Below are 16895 nucleotides of genomic sequence, written 5' to 3'. Positions count from 1 at the left end.
CGCCTCCCGCATCACCTCGTCGACCTCGACCATCCGCTCTCGCTGGGGATGAGTCGCAAGCCACAGTGCAATCTGAGCTGGCGTCGCTTCCGTTCGACGGCCGAGCCACCGGCCCAGCACGGGTACGGCGTCGAGTGCGTTCGACCGGCTCGAGTACCGGCCCACTGGTCGGGTCATGACAGGGCGGCCCATAGGTGCCGCCGGCTGGAGGGCGGCCCATCAGGTCGCCGGTCCCGGCCAGCCTCGTCGGCCGCGTGCTTGAGCAGTGCCTCGGCGACGTTCGGGGCCAGCTGAAGGCCCGCGATGACGCCGTAGGCCATGGATCGGCTGGGCCGCCGGTCGGGTGCTTCAAGGTGCCTGATGGTGCGCGGGCTGCAGTCGCAGCGTCGAGCGGCCTTCTCCCGATTCAGGCCGAGACGCTGACGTGCGGCTATGAGCTCTCGGGCCAGCCACTCGGGGATGGCTCCACGCTCGGCGAATTGATCGACGGCCGGCATGCTCTACGCCACCACGTGGCGGCCGATGGGCAGGGGGCGCGGACGAGGCTGGGAGATCCGGCCGGCGCGGTGCACGATCTCGCTCACCTCGGCTGAGATCAGTGTCTGTTGCGGATGCGCCACCAGCGCTGCGGCCACGGCGCCGATGGCGTGTCGGTGGCCGTGGATCAGTCCGCGGACGACGTCTTGGAGGTCGCTGATGCGATCCGGGTCGGCGGCGATGTCGGGTGCGTGCCGAGCGAACGACTCAATGTCGATGTGGCCGCTGCAGACTGCGATGGCGGCGGCCTCGGCGGCGGCGGCAATGAGGGTGGCGCCGGGGGCGGGAGCCCACACTGCGAGTTCTCCGGTGACGCCGGCGAGCAGGACGGCGGCGACTGCCGCTGCGGGCGCCTTCCCGGGGCGGAGCCCGTATACGGCGCCGCGCTGATCGGCTTCCGTTGGGTGGAGGGTGATGCGGTCGAACGGGACGCCGAGCACGGTTGCGACGACGGCGTGGCTGGCTTCGTGGACGGCGGTGGCGCCAGGTTGGCCGACGTCGAGCAGGGCGTTCATGCCGCACCACCGGTGTGAGCGTTAGGCGGGGCATTGCGGGCGAGGAAGTCGCGCCGGCGGCGTGTCGCGGCGTCGGCGAGTTCCGCGTCGCGGCTGGCCTGGCGCTCGCGTTCGGCGTCGGCGCTGGCGACCGCGGCCCGCGACTCGACCTGTGCGGCGGCGGTGCGGATCTGCCGGCGGAGGTGGTGTGTGGCGGCGAGGTCGCGCACCTTCCAGCAGACGGCGCCGGCGAGGCTGGGGAGGGCGCGGACGTCGGCGTCGGCGGCGGCCGCGAGGATGGCCGGCCGCTCGTCGGCAGGTGCTTCGACGATCAGCCGCCACATGTCGCGGACGCTGACGGGCTCGCCGTTGAGGCGTGGGTGTCGGACGAGGTCGTCGATCTGGTCTCGGGTGTACTCGAGGTTGGGCGCGGTCACGGGGTTGGTCCTCTCGGTGGGTGTCGCGGGCGGTGGCGCGGCGAACGGGTCATGGCGCGGTGGTTCGAGCGGGGCCGGGTCGGTCACCTGGGGCTCCTGTTCGGGCTGGAGGTGGGTGCGGGTCTGGGGCAACCATCGGCGGCGGTTCACCGGCCGGCCTCGATTCGGCGAGCTCGGCACGGGCCGCACTCGTGGCGGGTCGGCTGGCCGTTGCGTCGGCGGCGCCACGTGGCTGGGCGGCCGCAGTCGCAGCGGATGAGCGCGCCGGCCAGGTCGTGGAATCCGGCGCCGTCGTGGACGGTGTGGCGGCGGCTCATCCGGCTTGTCCTTCGTCGGCTGCGAGTTCTGTGGCGAACCAGGGACGGTGTGGTTCGTCGTCGAGGGCTGGGCTGAGAATGGCGACGCCGCTGTCGACGAGGTGGGCCTCCACGTAGGCCAGTTCGGTGTGGCCGGCGTCATCGGCGACGCCGATGGCGGTGAACCAGGCGTGGCCGGGTTGGACGTCGTCGCCGGTGTCGTCGGCGTCTGCCATGTCAATCCATACGAGCGCGTCGACGGCGGCGAGGTCGGCGATGTCGTCGAGGCGCATGGCGCGGGCGAGGTTGCGCTCGATCCCGGTGACGGGGTGCCCCTCGACGGTGACGTTGTGGTCGCGGAGGTCGACCAGATCGACGGCGATCATGCGGTCACCCCGAGCTCGTTGTGGTCGCTGTCGCAGAGCGCGTGGCAGAACTCGCACCGCCGGTCAACGCGGAAGAGCCACGCCGCGACTTCGTGGCAGCAAGAGCAGATGCCGCTCGCTGCCGGGTACAGGAATGCGGTGAGGCCGTGCGCCGTCGGCAGCTCGGCAATGGGGGTTTCGGAGGCGACGACCAGCGGGCGGGCGGTGTGCTTCGCAGTCATGATGCCCTCCAGGGGAGGCAGTCCCGGCAGACGCCGATCTGGTACACGAGCAGGCCTGCGACAACGGTCTTGGCCCAGATCGGGTCGGCGTGGGCGGGGCCGGCGCAGATGTGGCCGCAGGCGTCGCAGGTGCGGTCGCGCACCGATCCCGCCGGGAGGGCGAGGCGGTCGGTGCACTGGGCGCAGACGATGAGCCCGGGCATCCATGCGGCGGCGAACACGGGCTCCGGCTGGGCGACGGTGGGCCGGTGTTGGCACGTTGCCGCCTCGCCCTCGGCCCATTCGGTGAACGCCGCGACGATGGACAGCGTCAGCCATTCCGGGGCCGCCTTGTAGGCGACCTGCCGGACCTCGTGGCCGGTCGCGGCGAGGCGGCTGACGCCGGCGGAGATCCTGCGGGCGGCGTCGGCCACGAGGCCGGTTGTGGCGGCTGGCGGGATGGCTCCGTGGCGGATGCGAGCGTCGCGCTCGATGGCCGCTCGGGCTGCGCTGGTTCGTGGTCGAGTCATCGGTGGTCTCCCCTGCGTCGGTGGGCGCGATCGTCGTGGTGGGGAGCGACGGGTGTGGACGGGTGGACGATCGCGTCCACCGCTTGTGAGCTGCAGAAATAGGGGTGGACAGGTGTCCACCCTGTCCACTCTGGGCCGCGGTTCGATCGGCCGGGGGTGGACAGAGGGTGGACGGCCGTCCACCCGGTATGACCTGCGGAAATGGGGGTGGACGACTTGTCCACCCGTCCACCATGGGTCCGCCTCATGTCGACCCTTCCGGGACGACGGGCGGGAGGAGGGCGCCGCCGCCGTCAGCGACCCGTAGTAGCCCAAGCTCGGCGGCTTTCTCCACGACCTGATCGAAGAGATGTCGGTCGGAGCTTCGCATCGTCTTCCGCGCGGCCGACCGCAGCAGCATGCCTTCGCGCACGACGTGGCCGGCGAGGTTGCTGGCGAGCCGGTCCACCTTTGCCGGGATCGCGGCCGTTGCTGCGGCTTGCCGTTCGGCGAGCTGCACACGGAACTGGGTGACGAGTTCCTCCTGCGCAGCCTTCACTGCTCGCGCGTGGCCGGTCACGGCGTCGCGCACCGCGCACGAGGTCGACCAGACGGTGCCGGACAGGTTCCAGTCGTCGAGATCGACGTCGACCCTGCCGTCGAGCAAGGCCAGCAGCGCGGCGATCTTGCACCGCATCAGCGGCGCCTGCGAGTCGGCCTCGGGCACGACGAGCGTTCCGCGGACCTTGGCAAGGCGGTCAGCGCGCAGCTCGGCGATGACTTCTGCGGGGAACGTCATCGGCGGTGTCGGCTCCTCGCCGAAGCCGCCGGGCCTCCGAGGAGCGGGGAGCGCGGGAAGCTTGATCGGGCCCGGATGCTCGACGGGCTCGTCGGGGATTGAAGGATCGACGGCGGAGACCCATGTGAAGCGCTGCTGCATTCCGGTCGCGGTGTCGGCGAGCAGCGGGAGTGCGGTGGCCGGCTGGAATCCGACGACGAGTCCCAAGCTGTACGAGCGGGCAGGGATCCGGCGAGTCGTCTCGGCCGTGCCGTTGGCCTGGCCGAGGGTCGCCCCGGACCACGCCGACCGCAGCGTCGCCCCGACGGTCGCGCCCTTCCTCTCGCCCATCTTGCTGAAGGTCTCGCCCTCGTCGATGACGACGAACGCGTTATGGCGGACCTGAGCGCGGACGTTCTTGGTGATCGGGTCACCCTTGCGTGAGACGCCGATCTCGATCTCCTTGGTTCCCATGAACGCCTCGGCGATGCCCTCGCCGGATCCGATCGGAAGGCCGTCGGCGAACGGTTCGGGTTCCGAGAGGTCCGCGGCCTCGAGGTAGTCGGGCGTCGCCACCATGTCGACGGCAGCCTCTGTCCCGGTGCTCTTCCCAGCGCCGGACGGGCCGACGGCGGCCGTGAAGTAGTTCAACGAGCTAATCCCGCGTCCGCTGTCGAAGCCGAGCTCCCACGAGGACATCGCAGCCAACCGAGCAAGGGCGACGTGCAGCACCAAGTCCGCTGAGGCGAGGCGGGAGTGTGCTGCCTGTCGGATCCGCTCATGCACTTCGCGTGCTGACCAGAACTCGGCGGGCAGGGTGGGCAGTCGCAGCGCGAGGGTGGCCGGGTGGACGGGGACGTCCTCGTCCTCGTCCACCCGCACCGTCGGCCCTCGCGGCCCGTCACCAGGTTCGCCCGACGCGGCCAACGCAGCCGCGGTCCTGCGGTCGATGCACTCTCGCCGCTGGCACGCGCGGTCGGCGTCCGCGTTGAGCGGGACGCCGTGTGAGCAGAGTCCGGTCATGCAGCGGCCCGCCGAGTAGGAGCTCCACTGTGTGGTGCACCAGCCGGCCCCCACTTGATCCACTCGTCGCGATCCCCGTTGGGTGGGTATCGGTATCGCTGCAGCTGCGACACGATGGTCGGGTTCGGCCGGTGGTGCCTGCCGCCGGGCCAGTCGTCGGCGAGCATCTGGCCGTGGCGGGCGTACCCGATCTCGGCGCCTACTTTCGCGGCGAGGAGCACGTCGGCGGGCAACATGGACACGGCGGCGGCGAGCAGGGCGGAATCGACCTGGGCCAACTGGTCGACGAGCACCTGCATGGGGTGTCGCTGCTCGTTCATCTCGGCAGCACCTTCGGGACGCCGCGCCACACCATCACCAGCGACGACGCGGTCGTCTTCCGCGCAGACCGTGCGGCACCTAGCGGGGCGATGACACCGGCTCGATGGGCTGCTGCGAAGAGCCGCCCCCACATGCACGGGTGGTGTGGCTCGCCCAGCCCGTCCACGACGAGGTCGGTGGCGACAAACGGTTGACCAGTCTCAGCCCGCCGGGCGAGTCGGTCCCAGGCATCACTCCACCAGAGACTCGGCGGCGCGGGGTTCGACGTGCTCATGGCGTTCTCGACGACCCCGCAGCCGGGGTCGGGGAATTCGGTACCAGCGTCAGGGTCGCGGGAATGGGTGCGGATCGCATATAATCGGTCCTGTCGGTGCGAAGATCGATGTGCATGGGGCGGGCCGGGAGTCGGGTAGCGATTCCCGGCCCGCTCCCGTTAGGTGCCGGGATCGGAGGCTTCGACGGCCCGCCGCAGCGACGCCGTCGAGATCCGCAGCCGACTGCCGAGCGGAAGCACCTTGATCCCGAGCTCGGCGAGTTCCCCGCGGCGACGCATCACGCGCAAGAGGTCCGGGCTCACGCCTAGAACGACGGCGGCCTCAGGGATCGACAACGTTGGGCCGGCCGCAGCGAGGATCTGGTTGGCGCGGCTCGTCATGCCGGCTGCCTCGTGCGGAGCCATTCATCAACGGCTGCCCGCTCGTACCGCACAGCTCGCGGTCCGAGGCGCGAGGCCGCCGGTCCAATGGAGTTGTGGCGCCATCGGCGCAGCGTGTTCGGGCTGACACCGATGAGAGCTGCAACCTGTCGCCCGGTGAGCCATTGATCGGACTGGGTTCTCATTACTCCCACTCCTCTTGTCGGGGTAATGAGAACACGCTAGCGTGGTTGCTTATGAACGCGCAACACCGCCTAAGGTGTGTCCTCATGACCCAAACCCCCGGGTGGCCGGCGGAGCTCACGCGCACGACAGCCCGCCAGATCCGTGCTCTACGCGAGCACGCCAGACTCAGCGCGCAGCAGCTCGCCGACCGGATGGCTGACGAGATCGGCGGGAGCTACACGCGGACGCAGGTGACGAACCTCGAGTCGGGCCGACGTGAGACGATCACCGTCGGCGAGGTGTTGGCGTTTGCCCGGATCCTCGGCGTCGCTCCTCTGATGTTGGTCTTCCCACTCGGGTCACCGGATGCGGTCGAGGTCCTACCGGGAACCTCGACCGATACCTGGACCGCATGGCAGTGGGCGACCGGTGACATCGCTGGCGACGATGTCGTCGGCGAGCTTCAAGGTCGGATCGTCCAGCCGAACCAGATCGTCAACACGTACCGCCGTCACCAGCAGGGCCTCGCCGTGTTGGCGTATGCCGGCTCCGACAGTGACGAGAGGGTGCTCGACGCCGCCGCCAGCAGGCTCGCCGCAGCTCGCATCGAGATGCATCGCGCAGGTTGGGCTCTTCCGGCGATCCCGGCGTCTGTTCACGAGCGAGTTCGCCGGCCGATGGCTGGTTGGGGCTACGTCGAGGACCCGCCTGGAACCATCAGGGCGGCCGCGGTCGACACGTCGCTCGGCTTCACCGATGACGGCGACGTGCTCACATGAGCCGGGGCCGCACCTACCGGGCCTGCGCGTGTCGCGACGAGTCTGGGAAGCAGCTCGGTGCCCAGTGCCCCGAGCTGGCTGCGAACTCGCGGCACGGACGATGGGCGTTCGCCGTCGACCTGCCGTCCCTCGATGGCCATCGGAAGACCATGCGCCGGAGGGGCTTCGCCACCAAGGGTGCCGCGCAGCGGGCCCTCGACGACGTCATCGCCCGGCAGGGCGCCGGTGTGCGGGTCGACGACCGGGAGACCGTCGCCGCGTACCTGCAGGAGTGGGTGCACGGCATGCGGCACCGGCTCAAGCCGAAGACGCTGCTGTCCTATGAGAGCTACATCCGCAACGACCTGATCCCGAAGCTCGGCGCGATTCGGCTCGAGCGCCTGCACCACCAACACGTTGCGACGTTCATCGCCGACTTGGAGGCTGCCGGTCGTGGAGCACCGACCATCCGTCGGTGCGTCGCGGTGTTGTCCTCAGCACTCGCTGACGCGGTCGAGCGTCGCCGGCTCCCCCATAACCCCGCGCGGCATGCTCCGCTGCCGCCGGAGGGCCGGGAGGAACGGAAGCCGTGGACCGTGGAGCAGGCGATCCAGTTTCTCGACCACGTCCGCGATCATGAGCTCGGTCCGGTGTTCGAGGTGCTGATCGGGTGCGGCTTGCGCCGGGGCGAGGCACTCGGGTTGCGGTGGTCGGACGTCGACCTCGAGCAGCGGGTACTGCAGGTCCGTCAGACACTCTCCGACGTCAACGGCAAGCTCATCATCGGCAAGCCGAAGACCCGCGGCAGCGCTGCCGGCGTGGGCATGTCGGCCCGCGTCGTCGAGGCGTTGAAGCGGCAGCGTGCCGCCCAGAACGTCGTGCGAGCTCAGTGGGGCGACGACTACGACGCCGACGAGCTCAACCTCGTGTTCGCTCGCGAGGACGGCTCGCCCCTGCGGCCGGAGAAGGTGCTGTGGCAGTTCCACGAGCGAGCCGCGGAGATCCAACTGCCGAGGTGCACGCTGCACGACCTTCGGCACCTCGCCGCGACGCTGATGCTGGCGTCGGGGGTGCCGCTGGCGGTCGTGTCGAAGATGCTGCGCCACAGCAAGATCTCGATCACCGTCGACCTCTACGGGCACCTGTCGAGAGAGACCTCGACCGCTGCCGCCGATATGTACGGCGCCGTCCTTGATGCCGCCGCGGCGGAGCTGGCAGCGGAGCGTTCTGCGGCCAGTGCGACCACCACGCGACCACAGGATGCCGAGGGCGACCCTCTGAAAGGTGAGTCCGACGGCGAACCTGCAGGTCAGCGCGATAGCTCAACCCCGGACGTTCAGCCCCACCCGCTGGAACTCCTTGAGGTCGGAGTAGCCGGTCTTCGCCATGGCCCGCCGCAGCGCGCCGAAGAGGTTGACGGAGCCGTACGGCTCGTCGGACGGGCCGAACAGCACCTGCTCGAGCGTGCGGTCACCCTGGGCGACCTCGACGATCTCGGAGCGGGGCAGGCTGGGGTGCGCGGCCGACGACGTCCAGTACAGGCCGCGGCCGGGCGCGTCGGCGGCCTCGGCGAGCTGCTCGCCCAGCATCACGGCGTCGGCGCCGCAGGCGATCGCCTTGGCCAGGTCGCCGGAGCCGGCCATGCCGCCGTCGGCGATGACGTGGACGTAGCGGCCGCCGGTCTCGTCCAGGTAGTCGCGACGGGCGGCGGCCGCGTCGACGATCGCGGTGGCCATCGGCACGCCGATGCCCAGCACCTCGTCGGTGGTGGTGGCGGACGACTCGCCGTAGCCGACGATCACGCCGGCCGCGCCGGTGCGCATGAGGTGCATGGCGGTGCGGTAGTCGCCGCAGCCGCCGGCCGCGACGGGCACGTCGAGGGAGTTGATGAACTCCTTGAGGTTCAGCGGCTCGCCGCGCGACACGTGCTCGGCGGAGATGATCGTGCCCTGCACGACCAGGATCTCCACGCCGGCGGCCAGCAGTGTCGGGGTGAGCTCACGGGCCCGCTGCGGGCTCACCCGCGCGGCGACGGTCACGCCGGCGTCGCGGACGCTCTTCAGCGCCTCCCCGAGCAGCCCCTCGTCGATGGGAGCGGCGTGCAGCTGCTGCAGCATGCGGATCGCGTCGCCCGGCCCGGCACCGGCCTCTGCGGCCTCCCGCACCTGCGCGACGGCCGCGTCGGCGTCGGCGTGCCGCGCCCACAGCCCCTCGGCGTTGAGCACGGCGAGCCCGCCCAGCCGCCCGATGGCGACGGCGCTCGCCGGCGACACCACCGCGTCGGTCGGATGGGTCACCAGGGGGATGTCGAACTGGTAGGCGTCGAGCCGCCAGTCCGTGGACACCTCTTTCGAGCTGCGGGTCCGCCGGGACGGCACGATCTCGATCTGACCGAGGTCGTACGCCCGCCGGGCCTCCCGGCCCATGCCGATCTCCACCACGTCACGCACGGGGCGTCAGCCTACGTCGTGACCTGGCAAGGTGTGCCGCGTGGGGACGCGAACGCGCACGACGGCCGGGACGATCGAGGGGACGCAGCAGGGAGAGGTCACCGTGTTCCGCGGGGTGCCGTTCGCCGCGCGACCCGTGGGAGCCGCCCGGTTCGCCGCTCCGCGCCCCACGCAGGCGTGGGACGGGGTCCGCGACGCCACCGAGTTCGGGCCGCCACCGCCCCAGCCGGGCCGCAGCACCGAGGGCGACGACTGGCTCACCCTGACGGTCTGGACCCCGGACCCCGGCCGCACCGGCCTGCCGGTGATCGTGTGGATCTCGGGCGGCGGCTACCTGCGCTGCAACTCGGCCAGCCCGACCCTCGACGGCGCCACGCTCGCCGCGGGCGGGGTCGTCGTCGTCAGCGCCCACTACCGGACGGGCGCCGAGGGCTTCGCCCGGTTGGCCGGTGCGCCGGACAACCGCGGACTGCTCGACCAGCTGGCCGCGCTGCAGTGGGTGCAGGACAACGCTGCGGCGTTCGGCGGCGACCCGGGCAACGTCACGGTGTTCGGCCAGTCCGCGGGTGCAGGGTCCATCGCCGCGCTGCTCGCGATGCCGGCGTCGGCCGGCCTGTTCCGGCGGGCGATCCTGCACAGCGTCCCCGGCACGTTCTTCAGCACCGAGCTGGCCGACGACATCTCCGCCGAGATCGCCGCCGAGATCGGTCGCACACCGCGCGCGGCGGAGCTCGCCGCACTCGCCCCGGACGACCTCGTCGCCGCAGCCGCCGCCGTGACCGGCCGGCTGTCGAAGCAGCTGGAGCGCTGGGGCGGCGTCGCCTGCACGCCCACGCCGTTCTCCCCGGTGGTGGACGGCGAGGTGCTGCCGGAGGCGCCGTGGCCGGCGCTGGCGCGCGGCGCGGCCCGCGACCTCGAGCTGCTGGTGGCGCACACCCGCGACGAGTACGCGTTCCTCGCGGACCTCCTCGGCGTCGAGGAGACAGCGGTGGATCACGTCGATCCGACGCCGGGGCTGGCCCGCTACCGCGCGAGCGGCGCGTTCACCGCCGACGAGCTGCGCGACAACGCCATGGCCGACTGGCTGATGCGGATGCCGACGCTGCACCTCGCCGAGGCCGCCCTCGTCGGCGGGGCGCGGGTGTGGCTCGCGGAGCTGCTGTGGGGGTTCGCGCCGGCCGGCGCCACGCACTCGCTCGACACGCTGCTCGTCTACGGCACCGCCGACTTCCGGGGCGAGATCACCGCGGCCGGGCCTGCCGCGCTCGCTCAGGCCCAGCGGCTGGGCGAGGTGATGCGCGCCGAGCACCTCGCGTTCGTCGCGAAGGGCGACCCGGGCTGGACGCCGTACGACCTCGCCACCCGGCGCACCCGCGTCTACGACGCCGAGCCCGCCGTGCTGCCCTATCCCGAGGAACGGTCCCGCGAGCTCTGGCGCGGCCTGCGGTTCGGGGTGCTCGGGCTCAGCGGCTCACGTAGTTCGGCGCCTCGACCGTCATCGTGATGTCGTGCGGGTGGCTCTCCTTGAGCCCCGCGGCCGTGATACGCACCAGCTGCGCCCGCTGCAGGGCCGGGATGGTCTGCGCGCCGGCGTAGCCCATGCCGGAGCGGAGCCCGCCCACGAGCTGGTGGACGACCTGCGCGAGCGGCCCGCGGAACGGGATGCGGCCTTCGATGCCCTCGGGAACCAGCTTGTCCTCGCTCAGCACGTCGTCCTGCGCGTAGCGGTCCTTGGAGTAGCTCTTCGCGTCGCCGCGCGAGCGCATGGCGCCCAGCGAGCCCATGCCGCGGTAGGTCTTGAACTGCTTGCCGCCCACCAGGATCAGCTCGCCCGGCGACTCCGCCGTGCCGGCCAGCAGGCTGCCCAGCATGACGCTGGACGCGCCGGCGGCGATCGCCTTGGAGATGTCACCGGAGTACTGGATGCCGCCGTCGCCGATCACCGGCACGCCGGCGGCCGCGCACGCCTGCGCGGCCTCGTAGATCGCGGTGATCTGCGGGGCGCCCACCCCGGCGACCACGCGCGTGGTGCAGATCGAGCCCGGCCCCACCCCGACCTTGACGGCGTCGGCCCCGGCCTCCACCAGCGCGGCCGCGCCGGCGCGGGTGGCCACGTTGCCGCCGACGACGTCGACGCCGTGCCCGACCTCGGCACGCAGCTTCGCCACCGTCTCCAGCACGCGCCGCGAGTGCCCGTGCGCGGTGTCGACCATGAGGACGTCGACGCCGGCGTCGACCAGCTGCATGGCCCGCGCGTAGCCCTCGTCGCCGACGCCCACCGCGGCGGCGACCACCAGGCGGCCGTCCGGGTCCTTCGTGGCCAGCGGGTACTTCTCGGTCTTGTTGAAGTCCTTGATCGTGATGAGCCCGCGCAGCACGCCGTCGCCGTCGATGATCGGCAGCTTCTCCAGCTTGTGCCGGCGCAGCAGGCCGAGCGCGGCCTCCGCGCTCACCCCGACGCGGGCGGTGATCAGCGGGGCGCGCGTCATCACCTCGCTGACGGGCCGGGAGTGGTCCATCTCGAAGCGCATGTCGCGGTTGGTGATGATGCCGACGAGCTGCCCGCCGGCGTCGGTGACGGGCACGCCGGAGATGCGGAACTTCGCGCACAGCCGGTCGACGTCGGCGAGGGTGTCCTCGGGCGAGCAGGTGACCGGGTCGGTGACCATGCCGGCCTCCGACCGCTTCACGATCTCCACCTGCAGCGCCTGCTCCTCGGGCGCCAGGTTGCGGTGCAGCACGCCCAGCCCGCCGGCGCGGGCCATGGCGATGGCCATGCGCGACTCGGTGACGGTGTCCATCGGCGACGACACGATCGGCACCCGCAACCGCACCCGGCGGGTGACCTGCGTGCTCGTGTCGACCGCGCTGGGCACGACGTCGGACTCGGCCGGCAGCAGCAGCACGTCGTCGAAGGTCAGGCCGAGCATCGCGAACTTCTCCGGCAGGCTCCCGGTCTCGCTGGTCATCGGCGGTGTCCGCGCCTTCCGTACGACTCACCGGCGGCGAGCACCGCCGTGAACGACCATCGTAGATGGCAGCGCGGGCGCGAGCGCGGCACCCGACCACCCGCGGCGTGCGAACCTGGTCACCCGGCGAGGTGCCGAACACGGTCCGCTGACCGCGCGGCACGGACCATTCCGACATCCGGGGCTGCACCGAAGAGGTGGCGGCGTGTCGACGCGGGTATCGTCGACAACGTGTCACCCGATGCACTGCCGCCCGACCCGTTCGCCGGCGATCCGCACGATCCGGCCCTCTCGCTCGACGGCGAGGGGTCGGAGCAGGAGCGCCTGAGCGACGTCGAGCGCGACGAGGTCATCGCCGATCTGGCGGATCTGGCCGTCTACCAGGCGTTGCTGGAGACGCGAGGGGTGCGCGGCATCGTCGTCGACTGCGGCGACTGCGGCGAGCAGCACTTCCACGAGTGGAGCCTGCTGCGCGCGAGCCTGCAGCAGCTGCTCGACGAGGGCCTCATGCGGCCCCACGAGCCGGCCTTCGACCCCGACCCGACGAGCTACGTGACCTGGGAGTACTGCCGCGGCTACGCCGACGCGGTGCTCTCCGACTCCTGAGCTGACGACCCCGGCACAGCCCCCGCCCTCACGAGGTGCGGGGGCTGTCCTGCTCTGTCGGGGTGCTGCCCATGCTCTGCGGCGGGCTCGACGTGCCCGAGGACGGGCCGCCCTCGGGAGTCGCCGTCGGTGACGGGGTCGGCGACGGCGTCGGCGACGTGCTGGCCGAGGGATGCCCGCTGGGCGCGGTGGACGGGTCCTGCAGCGACCGCGGGTCGTGCCCCGGCTTCGGGTCGGTGCCCGGCGCCGGCTGCGGCGCCGCGGACGAGCCACCGGGGGTGGTGCCGCTCGGCTTCGGGGTGGTCGACGGGTCCTCGCCCACGGCGGCGCCCTGCGGGACGCGCCGCTGCTTGTCCTTCTTGAGCGGCTGGCCGGGATCGGTGGGCTCGCCGGGTGGGGTCTCGTCGGCCTTGGCGGCGAGGAAGTCCTGCACCTCGGCCAGCTCGGCCTTGCCCTCCTCGGGGCGCACGACGGCGAGGTCGGCCTCGGCCTGCTTCAGCTCCTGCGCGGCCAGCAGCGACTGCCCGGAGGCGAGCGCCCGCTTGGCGTTGTCGATGCGGTCCTCGACCCGCGCCGCGGCCTCGATCGAGTCGGCGCGCTCGGAGAACAGGACCTTCGAGATGCCCCACAGGGTGTCGCCGGGCTCGGCCGATGCCGAACCCACCGACACGCCGCCGATGGCGAACACGGCGAACGCGGCGGCCGCAGCGACCGGGGCGAGGTGCCGGGTGCGCGTCCGTGGACGGCCGGCGGACCTGATGGTCGCGATCGCGGTGTCGATGTCGACGAGCTCGGGGATCGGGTCGGCGTCGACGTCCTCGCGCCACGAGGCGAGGATGGCCGCGACGTGATCGTCGGCGTCGTAGCCGCCGAAGCCCGGCGCGGAGACCGTCATGCCGGCGGCCAGCGCGCTGATCAGCTCGTCGTCGGCCTGCACGGCCACGAGATCGATGGGTTCCTCCACCGGGTGCAGGTGAGCGGGGCGCGCCGTCATGCCGGCGGGCCGATGGTGCCCGTTCAGGGGGCGACCCCGATGGCGGGGGTGCTCGTCGTCGCGCATCAGACCACCTCCTCCTCGGGCATCGACTTGCGCAGCCGGGCCAGCGCCCGGTGCTGGGCGACGCGGACGGCGCCCGGGGTGGACCCGACGGCCTCGGCCGTCTCCTCCGCGGACAGCCCCACCACGACGCGCAGGACGAGGATCTCGCGCTGCTTCTCGGGGAGCGTGTCGAGCAGCCGGCTCATCTCACCGGACGTCTCGACGCGCATGGCGCGCTGTTCGGGACCGTCTGCGGCCTCCACCGAGTCGGGGAGGTCGGCCACGGGTTCTGATCTGTTGCGGGACGCGGCTCGGTGCGCATCGATCACCTTGTGGGAGGCGATGCCGTACACGAACGCCAGGAACGGTCGTCCCTGGACGCGGTAGCCGGGAAGGGCCGTCAGCACGGCCAGACACACCTCCTGCGCAACGTCGTCGGCGGAGACCGACGAACGGTCCATCCGCCCGAGGCGTGCGCGGCAGTACCGCACGACCAGCGGACGAATGATGGCGAGCACGGTTCCGACGGCCCGGCGGTCCCCTGCCATCGCAAGGGCCACGAGCTCGTCGGGAACCTCTGTCGTCTCACTCATCGCGCGGTCTCGTCCTGGTGTTACGGCACATTTAGGTCGGTGTTCGGCCCGGTTTGATCACGGAGAGTTTCCGACCGTGATGCCTCCGCTCACACCGTAGCGAAGCGGCGATCACCTTCCGCGGACGGCTCCAGGCCCAACGCCACCATGACGATCCAACGTACCGATCCGTTGCACGGCGGGGCACATCACCACCCGAACGGTCCCAGGACAGGCTCCGGACGGACCCGGCCGCGAACGGAGCGTCGTCGCGACCGGAACCACCCGTACGGCGACGGCGACGGGCACCTCGGGGTGCACGTCACCGCGCGTGAACAGCTACCTCGACGTGAGGTTCAGGACACCAGGCCGCGCCGGAAGCCGTGCGCCACGGCCTGCGCGCGGTCGCGGACGCCGAGCTTGCGGAACAGCCGCCGCGCGTGCGTCTTCACCGTGTCCTCGGACAGGTACAGCTCGCGCCCGATCTGCCCGTTGCTCTTGCCCTGGCTCATGCCGCGCAGCACCTGGAGCTCGCGCTCGGTGAGCTGCACGCCGGGGTCCGTGGGGGCACGGGGCGTGGGGACCGCGGTGCTCGCCAGCGTGTGCGCGAGCGCCGCCACCAGCTCGGGGCGCGACGCGTCCCAGCGCAGGTAGCCGCGCGCTCCGCCGGCGATCGCCGCAGCGATGCTGCCGGCGTCGTCGGGCGCACCGAAGACGATGACGTTGGCCTGGGGATGAGCCGCCACCAGGCGCCGCGTGGCCTCCACCCCGGTGGGCACCGCGCGCTGCGTGCCGACGAGGACGACGTCGACCGGCTGCCGGGAGAACCGGGCCAGCAACTCGTCCCCATGGGCGACGCAATCGATCCGGTGCACCCCCGGGACCGCGGACATCACGCGGGTGAGGCCTTCGCGGACGCTGCGACGATCGTCGCAGATGAGTACCGTCGTCACGACGATTCCTTCCTGCAGCTTCCTGCAGCCGGGTGATGTGTCACCCCAAGCATCGGCGAGTGACAGCTTCACCTTGACACGATCAGGGCGGGTTTGTGCCCTCCATTCGGGAGTCTTGCGCCAAGTGGCACTCGTCATGTGGGTGACGTAGGTCCGAATGGAGTAATCACATTACCGCTTGGAACCCGAGTGGCTGCATCGACACCCCGATGAGGCGCCTGCCGACCGGTTCGCAGCGTTTCTTGATGTCGCTCATCGTGCGGAAAGCGGCGTGTCGTCGGCGTGCCGCACCGCTCGTCGTGTCACTCACCGATTGCTGCGCCATGTGGGTGGCGGAGTCGTTTGCGGTATCGCCCATACGGAGGAGCAGATCGGCTGCGGCGAGCCGACAGGGCCATTCGAGGGATGCGAGGCCGTGCTCGGCGCACTGCTGCGCCAGCCGGTCCAGCTCCGGCACGGCGCGCTCCGCGACCGCCGTACCCGCCGATGAGGTGGCAACTACGTGCACGATCAGGGACTTGACGAGGTGCCGCACCGATCCGGCCGCTCGCGCGCGCCGCACCGCGTCGGCCGCCGGCTCGACCGCGGCCGCCGGTTCACCGCGCAGCAGGGACAGCTCGGCGCGCACCCAGCTGATCCGCACGGGCATCCGCCATGACGGATGGTAACGAGTTGACAACTCTGCGCTGTCGAGTAGGCGCTGCGCGACGAGCGGCCGGCCGAGCCCGACGTTGTCCGCGGCGAGCCCGATGAGCGCGTCGATCCGGGCCGCCGCCACATCGGTGCCGTCACCGTCGGGCGGCTCGGCCTCGGCCGCCGACGCGATCCGCAGCGCGAACGCGTCGTCGGCGAGGGCGGTGGCGTGCCCGCCCAGCTGCCGCCGGTGCGCGGCGGCCGTCACCGCGGCGTGCGCGACGAGGGCGACCGGCGTCGTCGGGTCCGCCCGCAGCCGGGCCAGCTCCGTCGCCGCCGCCGCGTAACGCCCCTGGGCACCCAGCGCCACCGCAGCCAGCCAGCGCTCCCGGTGGCTCGCACCGGCGGGCAGGCGCACGGGCGCACCCGGCATTGCCCCGAACGCCAACTCCCTCACACGACCATTGTCGACCTTGTAGCCGCAAACACCCGCGCCTACTGTGGGTTTCACCGGCGCTACGGAGTGGCAGGTGGTACGGGTGGCAGACACGCACAGGCTCCCGAGTCCGGTGGCCGACACCTACGAGTGGCAGCTGCGCGGCGCGTGCCGCGGCATGGACAGCGCCTTCTTCTTCCACCCCGAGGGCGAGCGCGGCGCCGCCAAGGCGCGGCGCGAGGAGCAGGCCAAGCAGGTCTGCCGCTCGTGCACGGTGCTCGACGAGTGCCGGCGGCACGCCCTCGCCGCCGAAGAGCCCTACGGGGTGTGGGGCGGCCTCTCCGTCGCCGAGCGCGAGGTGCTCATCAGGGCCGGTGACCGGCAGCTGCGGCTGAGCTCACCGGCGCCGTCCGACAGGACCGCACGCTCGAGCGGCACAGCACGGTAGTTCTGCGTCCTCCGAACAGCACTGGCGTGCCGTTCGGCCGCAGGTCCTCACCGTTCGACCAGGCGACGGCGTTCATCGGCGAGATTGCGCGCGACCTGACCTGACCTCGCAGACCTTCGGTGCACCTCGCACAGGTTGGAACCTCTGCGAAGTGGGCTCAACCTCTGCGAAGTGCCCCGGGCAGCACGAAGGGCCGCACCCGGGAGCGATCCCGGGGCGGCCCTTTCGTT

At 71.8% G+C, this 16895-nt stretch carries 20 protein-coding genes and 1 pseudogene; 5 read left to right on the top strand and 16 right to left on the bottom strand.

What is annotated here, in order from left to right; genetic code table 11:
* Positions 1 to 173 precede the first annotated feature (173 nt).
* The 10 genes from ACQEVB_RS11685 to ACQEVB_RS11640 all read right to left on the bottom strand — a co-directional run bounded on the left by ACQEVB_RS11685 (position 174) and on the right by ACQEVB_RS11640 (position 5821).
* Positions 174 to 497 (bottom strand): helix-turn-helix domain-containing protein, encoded by a 324-nt coding sequence (locus tag ACQEVB_RS11685; RefSeq protein ID WP_432968854.1) that lies wholly within the window; start codon positions 495 to 497, stop codon positions 174 to 176.
* A 3-nt stretch (positions 498 to 500) separates the two neighbouring features.
* Entirely contained in the window at positions 501 to 1052 is a 552-nt protein-coding gene (locus tag ACQEVB_RS11680) for a hypothetical protein (RefSeq protein ID WP_432968852.1), read from the bottom strand.
* Positions 1049 to 1555, bottom strand: a complete 507-nt coding sequence (locus tag ACQEVB_RS11675) for a hypothetical protein (protein WP_432968849.1) — start codon at positions 1553 to 1555, stop codon at positions 1049 to 1051. Before ACQEVB_RS11675 ends, ACQEVB_RS11680 begins: the two co-directional genes overlap by 4 nt.
* Before the next feature lie 226 nt (positions 1556 to 1781).
* Positions 1782 to 2150 carry a hypothetical protein gene (locus ACQEVB_RS11670; protein ID WP_432968846.1) on the bottom strand — a complete coding sequence of 123 codons (369 nt, stop codon included), beginning with the start codon at positions 2148 to 2150 and terminating at the stop codon, positions 1782 to 1784.
* Complete coding sequence (locus tag ACQEVB_RS11665; RefSeq protein WP_432968843.1) at positions 2147 to 2371, bottom strand: hypothetical protein; 225 nt, start codon at positions 2369 to 2371, stop codon at positions 2147 to 2149. Before ACQEVB_RS11665 ends, ACQEVB_RS11670 begins: the two co-directional genes overlap by 4 nt.
* Complete coding sequence (locus ACQEVB_RS11660; protein ID WP_432968841.1) at positions 2368 to 2784, bottom strand: hypothetical protein; 417 nt, start codon at positions 2782 to 2784, stop codon at positions 2368 to 2370. The genes ACQEVB_RS11665 and ACQEVB_RS11660 overlap by 4 nt, the downstream gene beginning before the upstream one ends.
* 340 nt (positions 2785 to 3124) lie before the next feature.
* Entirely contained in the window at positions 3125 to 4513 is a 1389-nt protein-coding gene (locus tag ACQEVB_RS11655) for a hypothetical protein (protein WP_432968839.1), read from the bottom strand.
* 143 nt (positions 4514 to 4656) lie between these two features.
* Positions 4657 to 4980, bottom strand: coding sequence for a hypothetical protein (locus tag ACQEVB_RS11650; RefSeq protein ID WP_432968836.1), 324 nt, complete (start codon positions 4978 to 4980; stop codon positions 4657 to 4659).
* A gap of 434 nt (positions 4981 to 5414) precedes the next feature.
* On the bottom strand, positions 5415 to 5636 hold the full coding sequence (locus ACQEVB_RS11645; protein WP_432968833.1) for a helix-turn-helix domain-containing protein: 222 nt from the start codon (positions 5634 to 5636) through the stop codon (positions 5415 to 5417).
* Entirely contained in the window at positions 5633 to 5821 is a 189-nt protein-coding gene (locus ACQEVB_RS11640) for a helix-turn-helix transcriptional regulator (RefSeq protein WP_432968830.1), read from the bottom strand. The genes ACQEVB_RS11645 and ACQEVB_RS11640 overlap by 4 nt, the downstream gene beginning before the upstream one ends.
* 84 nt (positions 5822 to 5905) lie before the next feature.
* Here ACQEVB_RS11640 and ACQEVB_RS11635 point away from each other — a divergent pair, with 84 nt between their 5' ends.
* Entirely contained in the window at positions 5906 to 6580 is a 675-nt protein-coding gene (locus tag ACQEVB_RS11635; protein WP_432968827.1) for a helix-turn-helix domain-containing protein, read from the top strand.
* A pseudogene (locus ACQEVB_RS11630) lies at positions 6577 to 7647 on the top strand (tyrosine-type recombinase/integrase); the annotation flags it as partial. The gene ACQEVB_RS11635 and the pseudogene ACQEVB_RS11630, both read left to right, overlap by 4 nt.
* 234 nt (positions 7648 to 7881) lie before the next feature.
* Here ACQEVB_RS11630 and ACQEVB_RS11625 read toward each other — a convergent pair.
* The gene (locus ACQEVB_RS11625; RefSeq protein WP_432968824.1) at positions 7882 to 9009 is read right to left on the bottom strand and encodes a GuaB3 family IMP dehydrogenase-related protein; all 1128 of its coding nucleotides are present in this window, start codon (positions 9007 to 9009) and stop codon (positions 7882 to 7884) included.
* A gap of 40 nt (positions 9010 to 9049) precedes the next feature.
* On the opposite strand from ACQEVB_RS11625, the gene ACQEVB_RS11620 reads away from it, so the two are divergent.
* Positions 9050 to 10513 (top strand): carboxylesterase/lipase family protein, encoded by a 1464-nt coding sequence (locus ACQEVB_RS11620; RefSeq protein ID WP_432968821.1) that lies wholly within the window; start codon positions 9050 to 9052, stop codon positions 10511 to 10513.
* On the opposite strand, the gene guaB is transcribed toward ACQEVB_RS11620, so the two are convergent.
* Entirely contained in the window at positions 10473 to 11978 is a 1506-nt protein-coding gene (guaB, locus tag ACQEVB_RS11615; RefSeq protein ID WP_432968817.1) for an IMP dehydrogenase, read from the bottom strand. The two genes, ACQEVB_RS11620 and guaB, sit on opposite strands and share 41 nt — an antisense overlap.
* A 231-nt stretch (positions 11979 to 12209) precedes the next feature.
* Between guaB and ACQEVB_RS11610 the strand changes: the two genes are divergently transcribed.
* Positions 12210 to 12584 (top strand): DUF5319 domain-containing protein, encoded by a 375-nt coding sequence (locus tag ACQEVB_RS11610; RefSeq protein ID WP_432968814.1) that lies wholly within the window; start codon positions 12210 to 12212, stop codon positions 12582 to 12584.
* A gap of 28 nt (positions 12585 to 12612) precedes the next feature.
* Here the strand turns inward: ACQEVB_RS11610 and ACQEVB_RS11605 are convergent, their stop codons facing one another.
* The 4 genes from ACQEVB_RS11605 to ACQEVB_RS11590 form a co-directional block, all read right to left on the bottom strand.
* The gene (locus ACQEVB_RS11605; RefSeq protein ID WP_432968811.1) at positions 12613 to 13644 is read right to left on the bottom strand and encodes an anti-sigma-D factor RsdA; all 1032 of its coding nucleotides are present in this window, start codon (positions 13642 to 13644) and stop codon (positions 12613 to 12615) included.
* Entirely contained in the window at positions 13644 to 14216 is a 573-nt protein-coding gene (locus ACQEVB_RS11600; protein WP_432968808.1) for a sigma-70 family RNA polymerase sigma factor, read from the bottom strand. Before ACQEVB_RS11600 ends, ACQEVB_RS11605 begins: the two co-directional genes overlap by 1 nt.
* Before the next feature lie 335 nt (positions 14217 to 14551).
* Complete coding sequence (locus ACQEVB_RS11595) at positions 14552 to 15148, bottom strand: response regulator transcription factor (protein WP_075942692.1); 597 nt, start codon at positions 15146 to 15148, stop codon at positions 14552 to 14554.
* A 166-nt stretch (positions 15149 to 15314) separates the two neighbouring features.
* Positions 15315 to 16199: a hypothetical protein gene (locus tag ACQEVB_RS11590; RefSeq protein WP_432968805.1), complete on the bottom strand. Its 885-nt coding sequence runs from the start codon at positions 16197 to 16199 to the stop codon at positions 15315 to 15317.
* A 121-nt stretch (positions 16200 to 16320) separates the two neighbouring features.
* Between ACQEVB_RS11590 and ACQEVB_RS11585 the strand changes: the two genes are divergently transcribed.
* Positions 16321 to 16665 carry a WhiB family transcriptional regulator gene (locus ACQEVB_RS11585; protein ID WP_432968802.1) on the top strand — a complete coding sequence of 115 codons (345 nt, stop codon included), beginning with the start codon at positions 16321 to 16323 and terminating at the stop codon, positions 16663 to 16665.
* Positions 16666 to 16895: the final 230 nt, after the last annotated feature.

The sequence above is a fragment of the Pseudonocardia sp. CA-107938 genome (assembly GCF_050936315.1).
Taxonomy (GTDB): Bacteria; Actinomycetota; Actinomycetes; order Mycobacteriales; family Pseudonocardiaceae; genus Pseudonocardia.
Note: the sequence above shows the minus strand (reverse complement) of the source record. Positions and strands in the feature narration are given on the sequence as shown.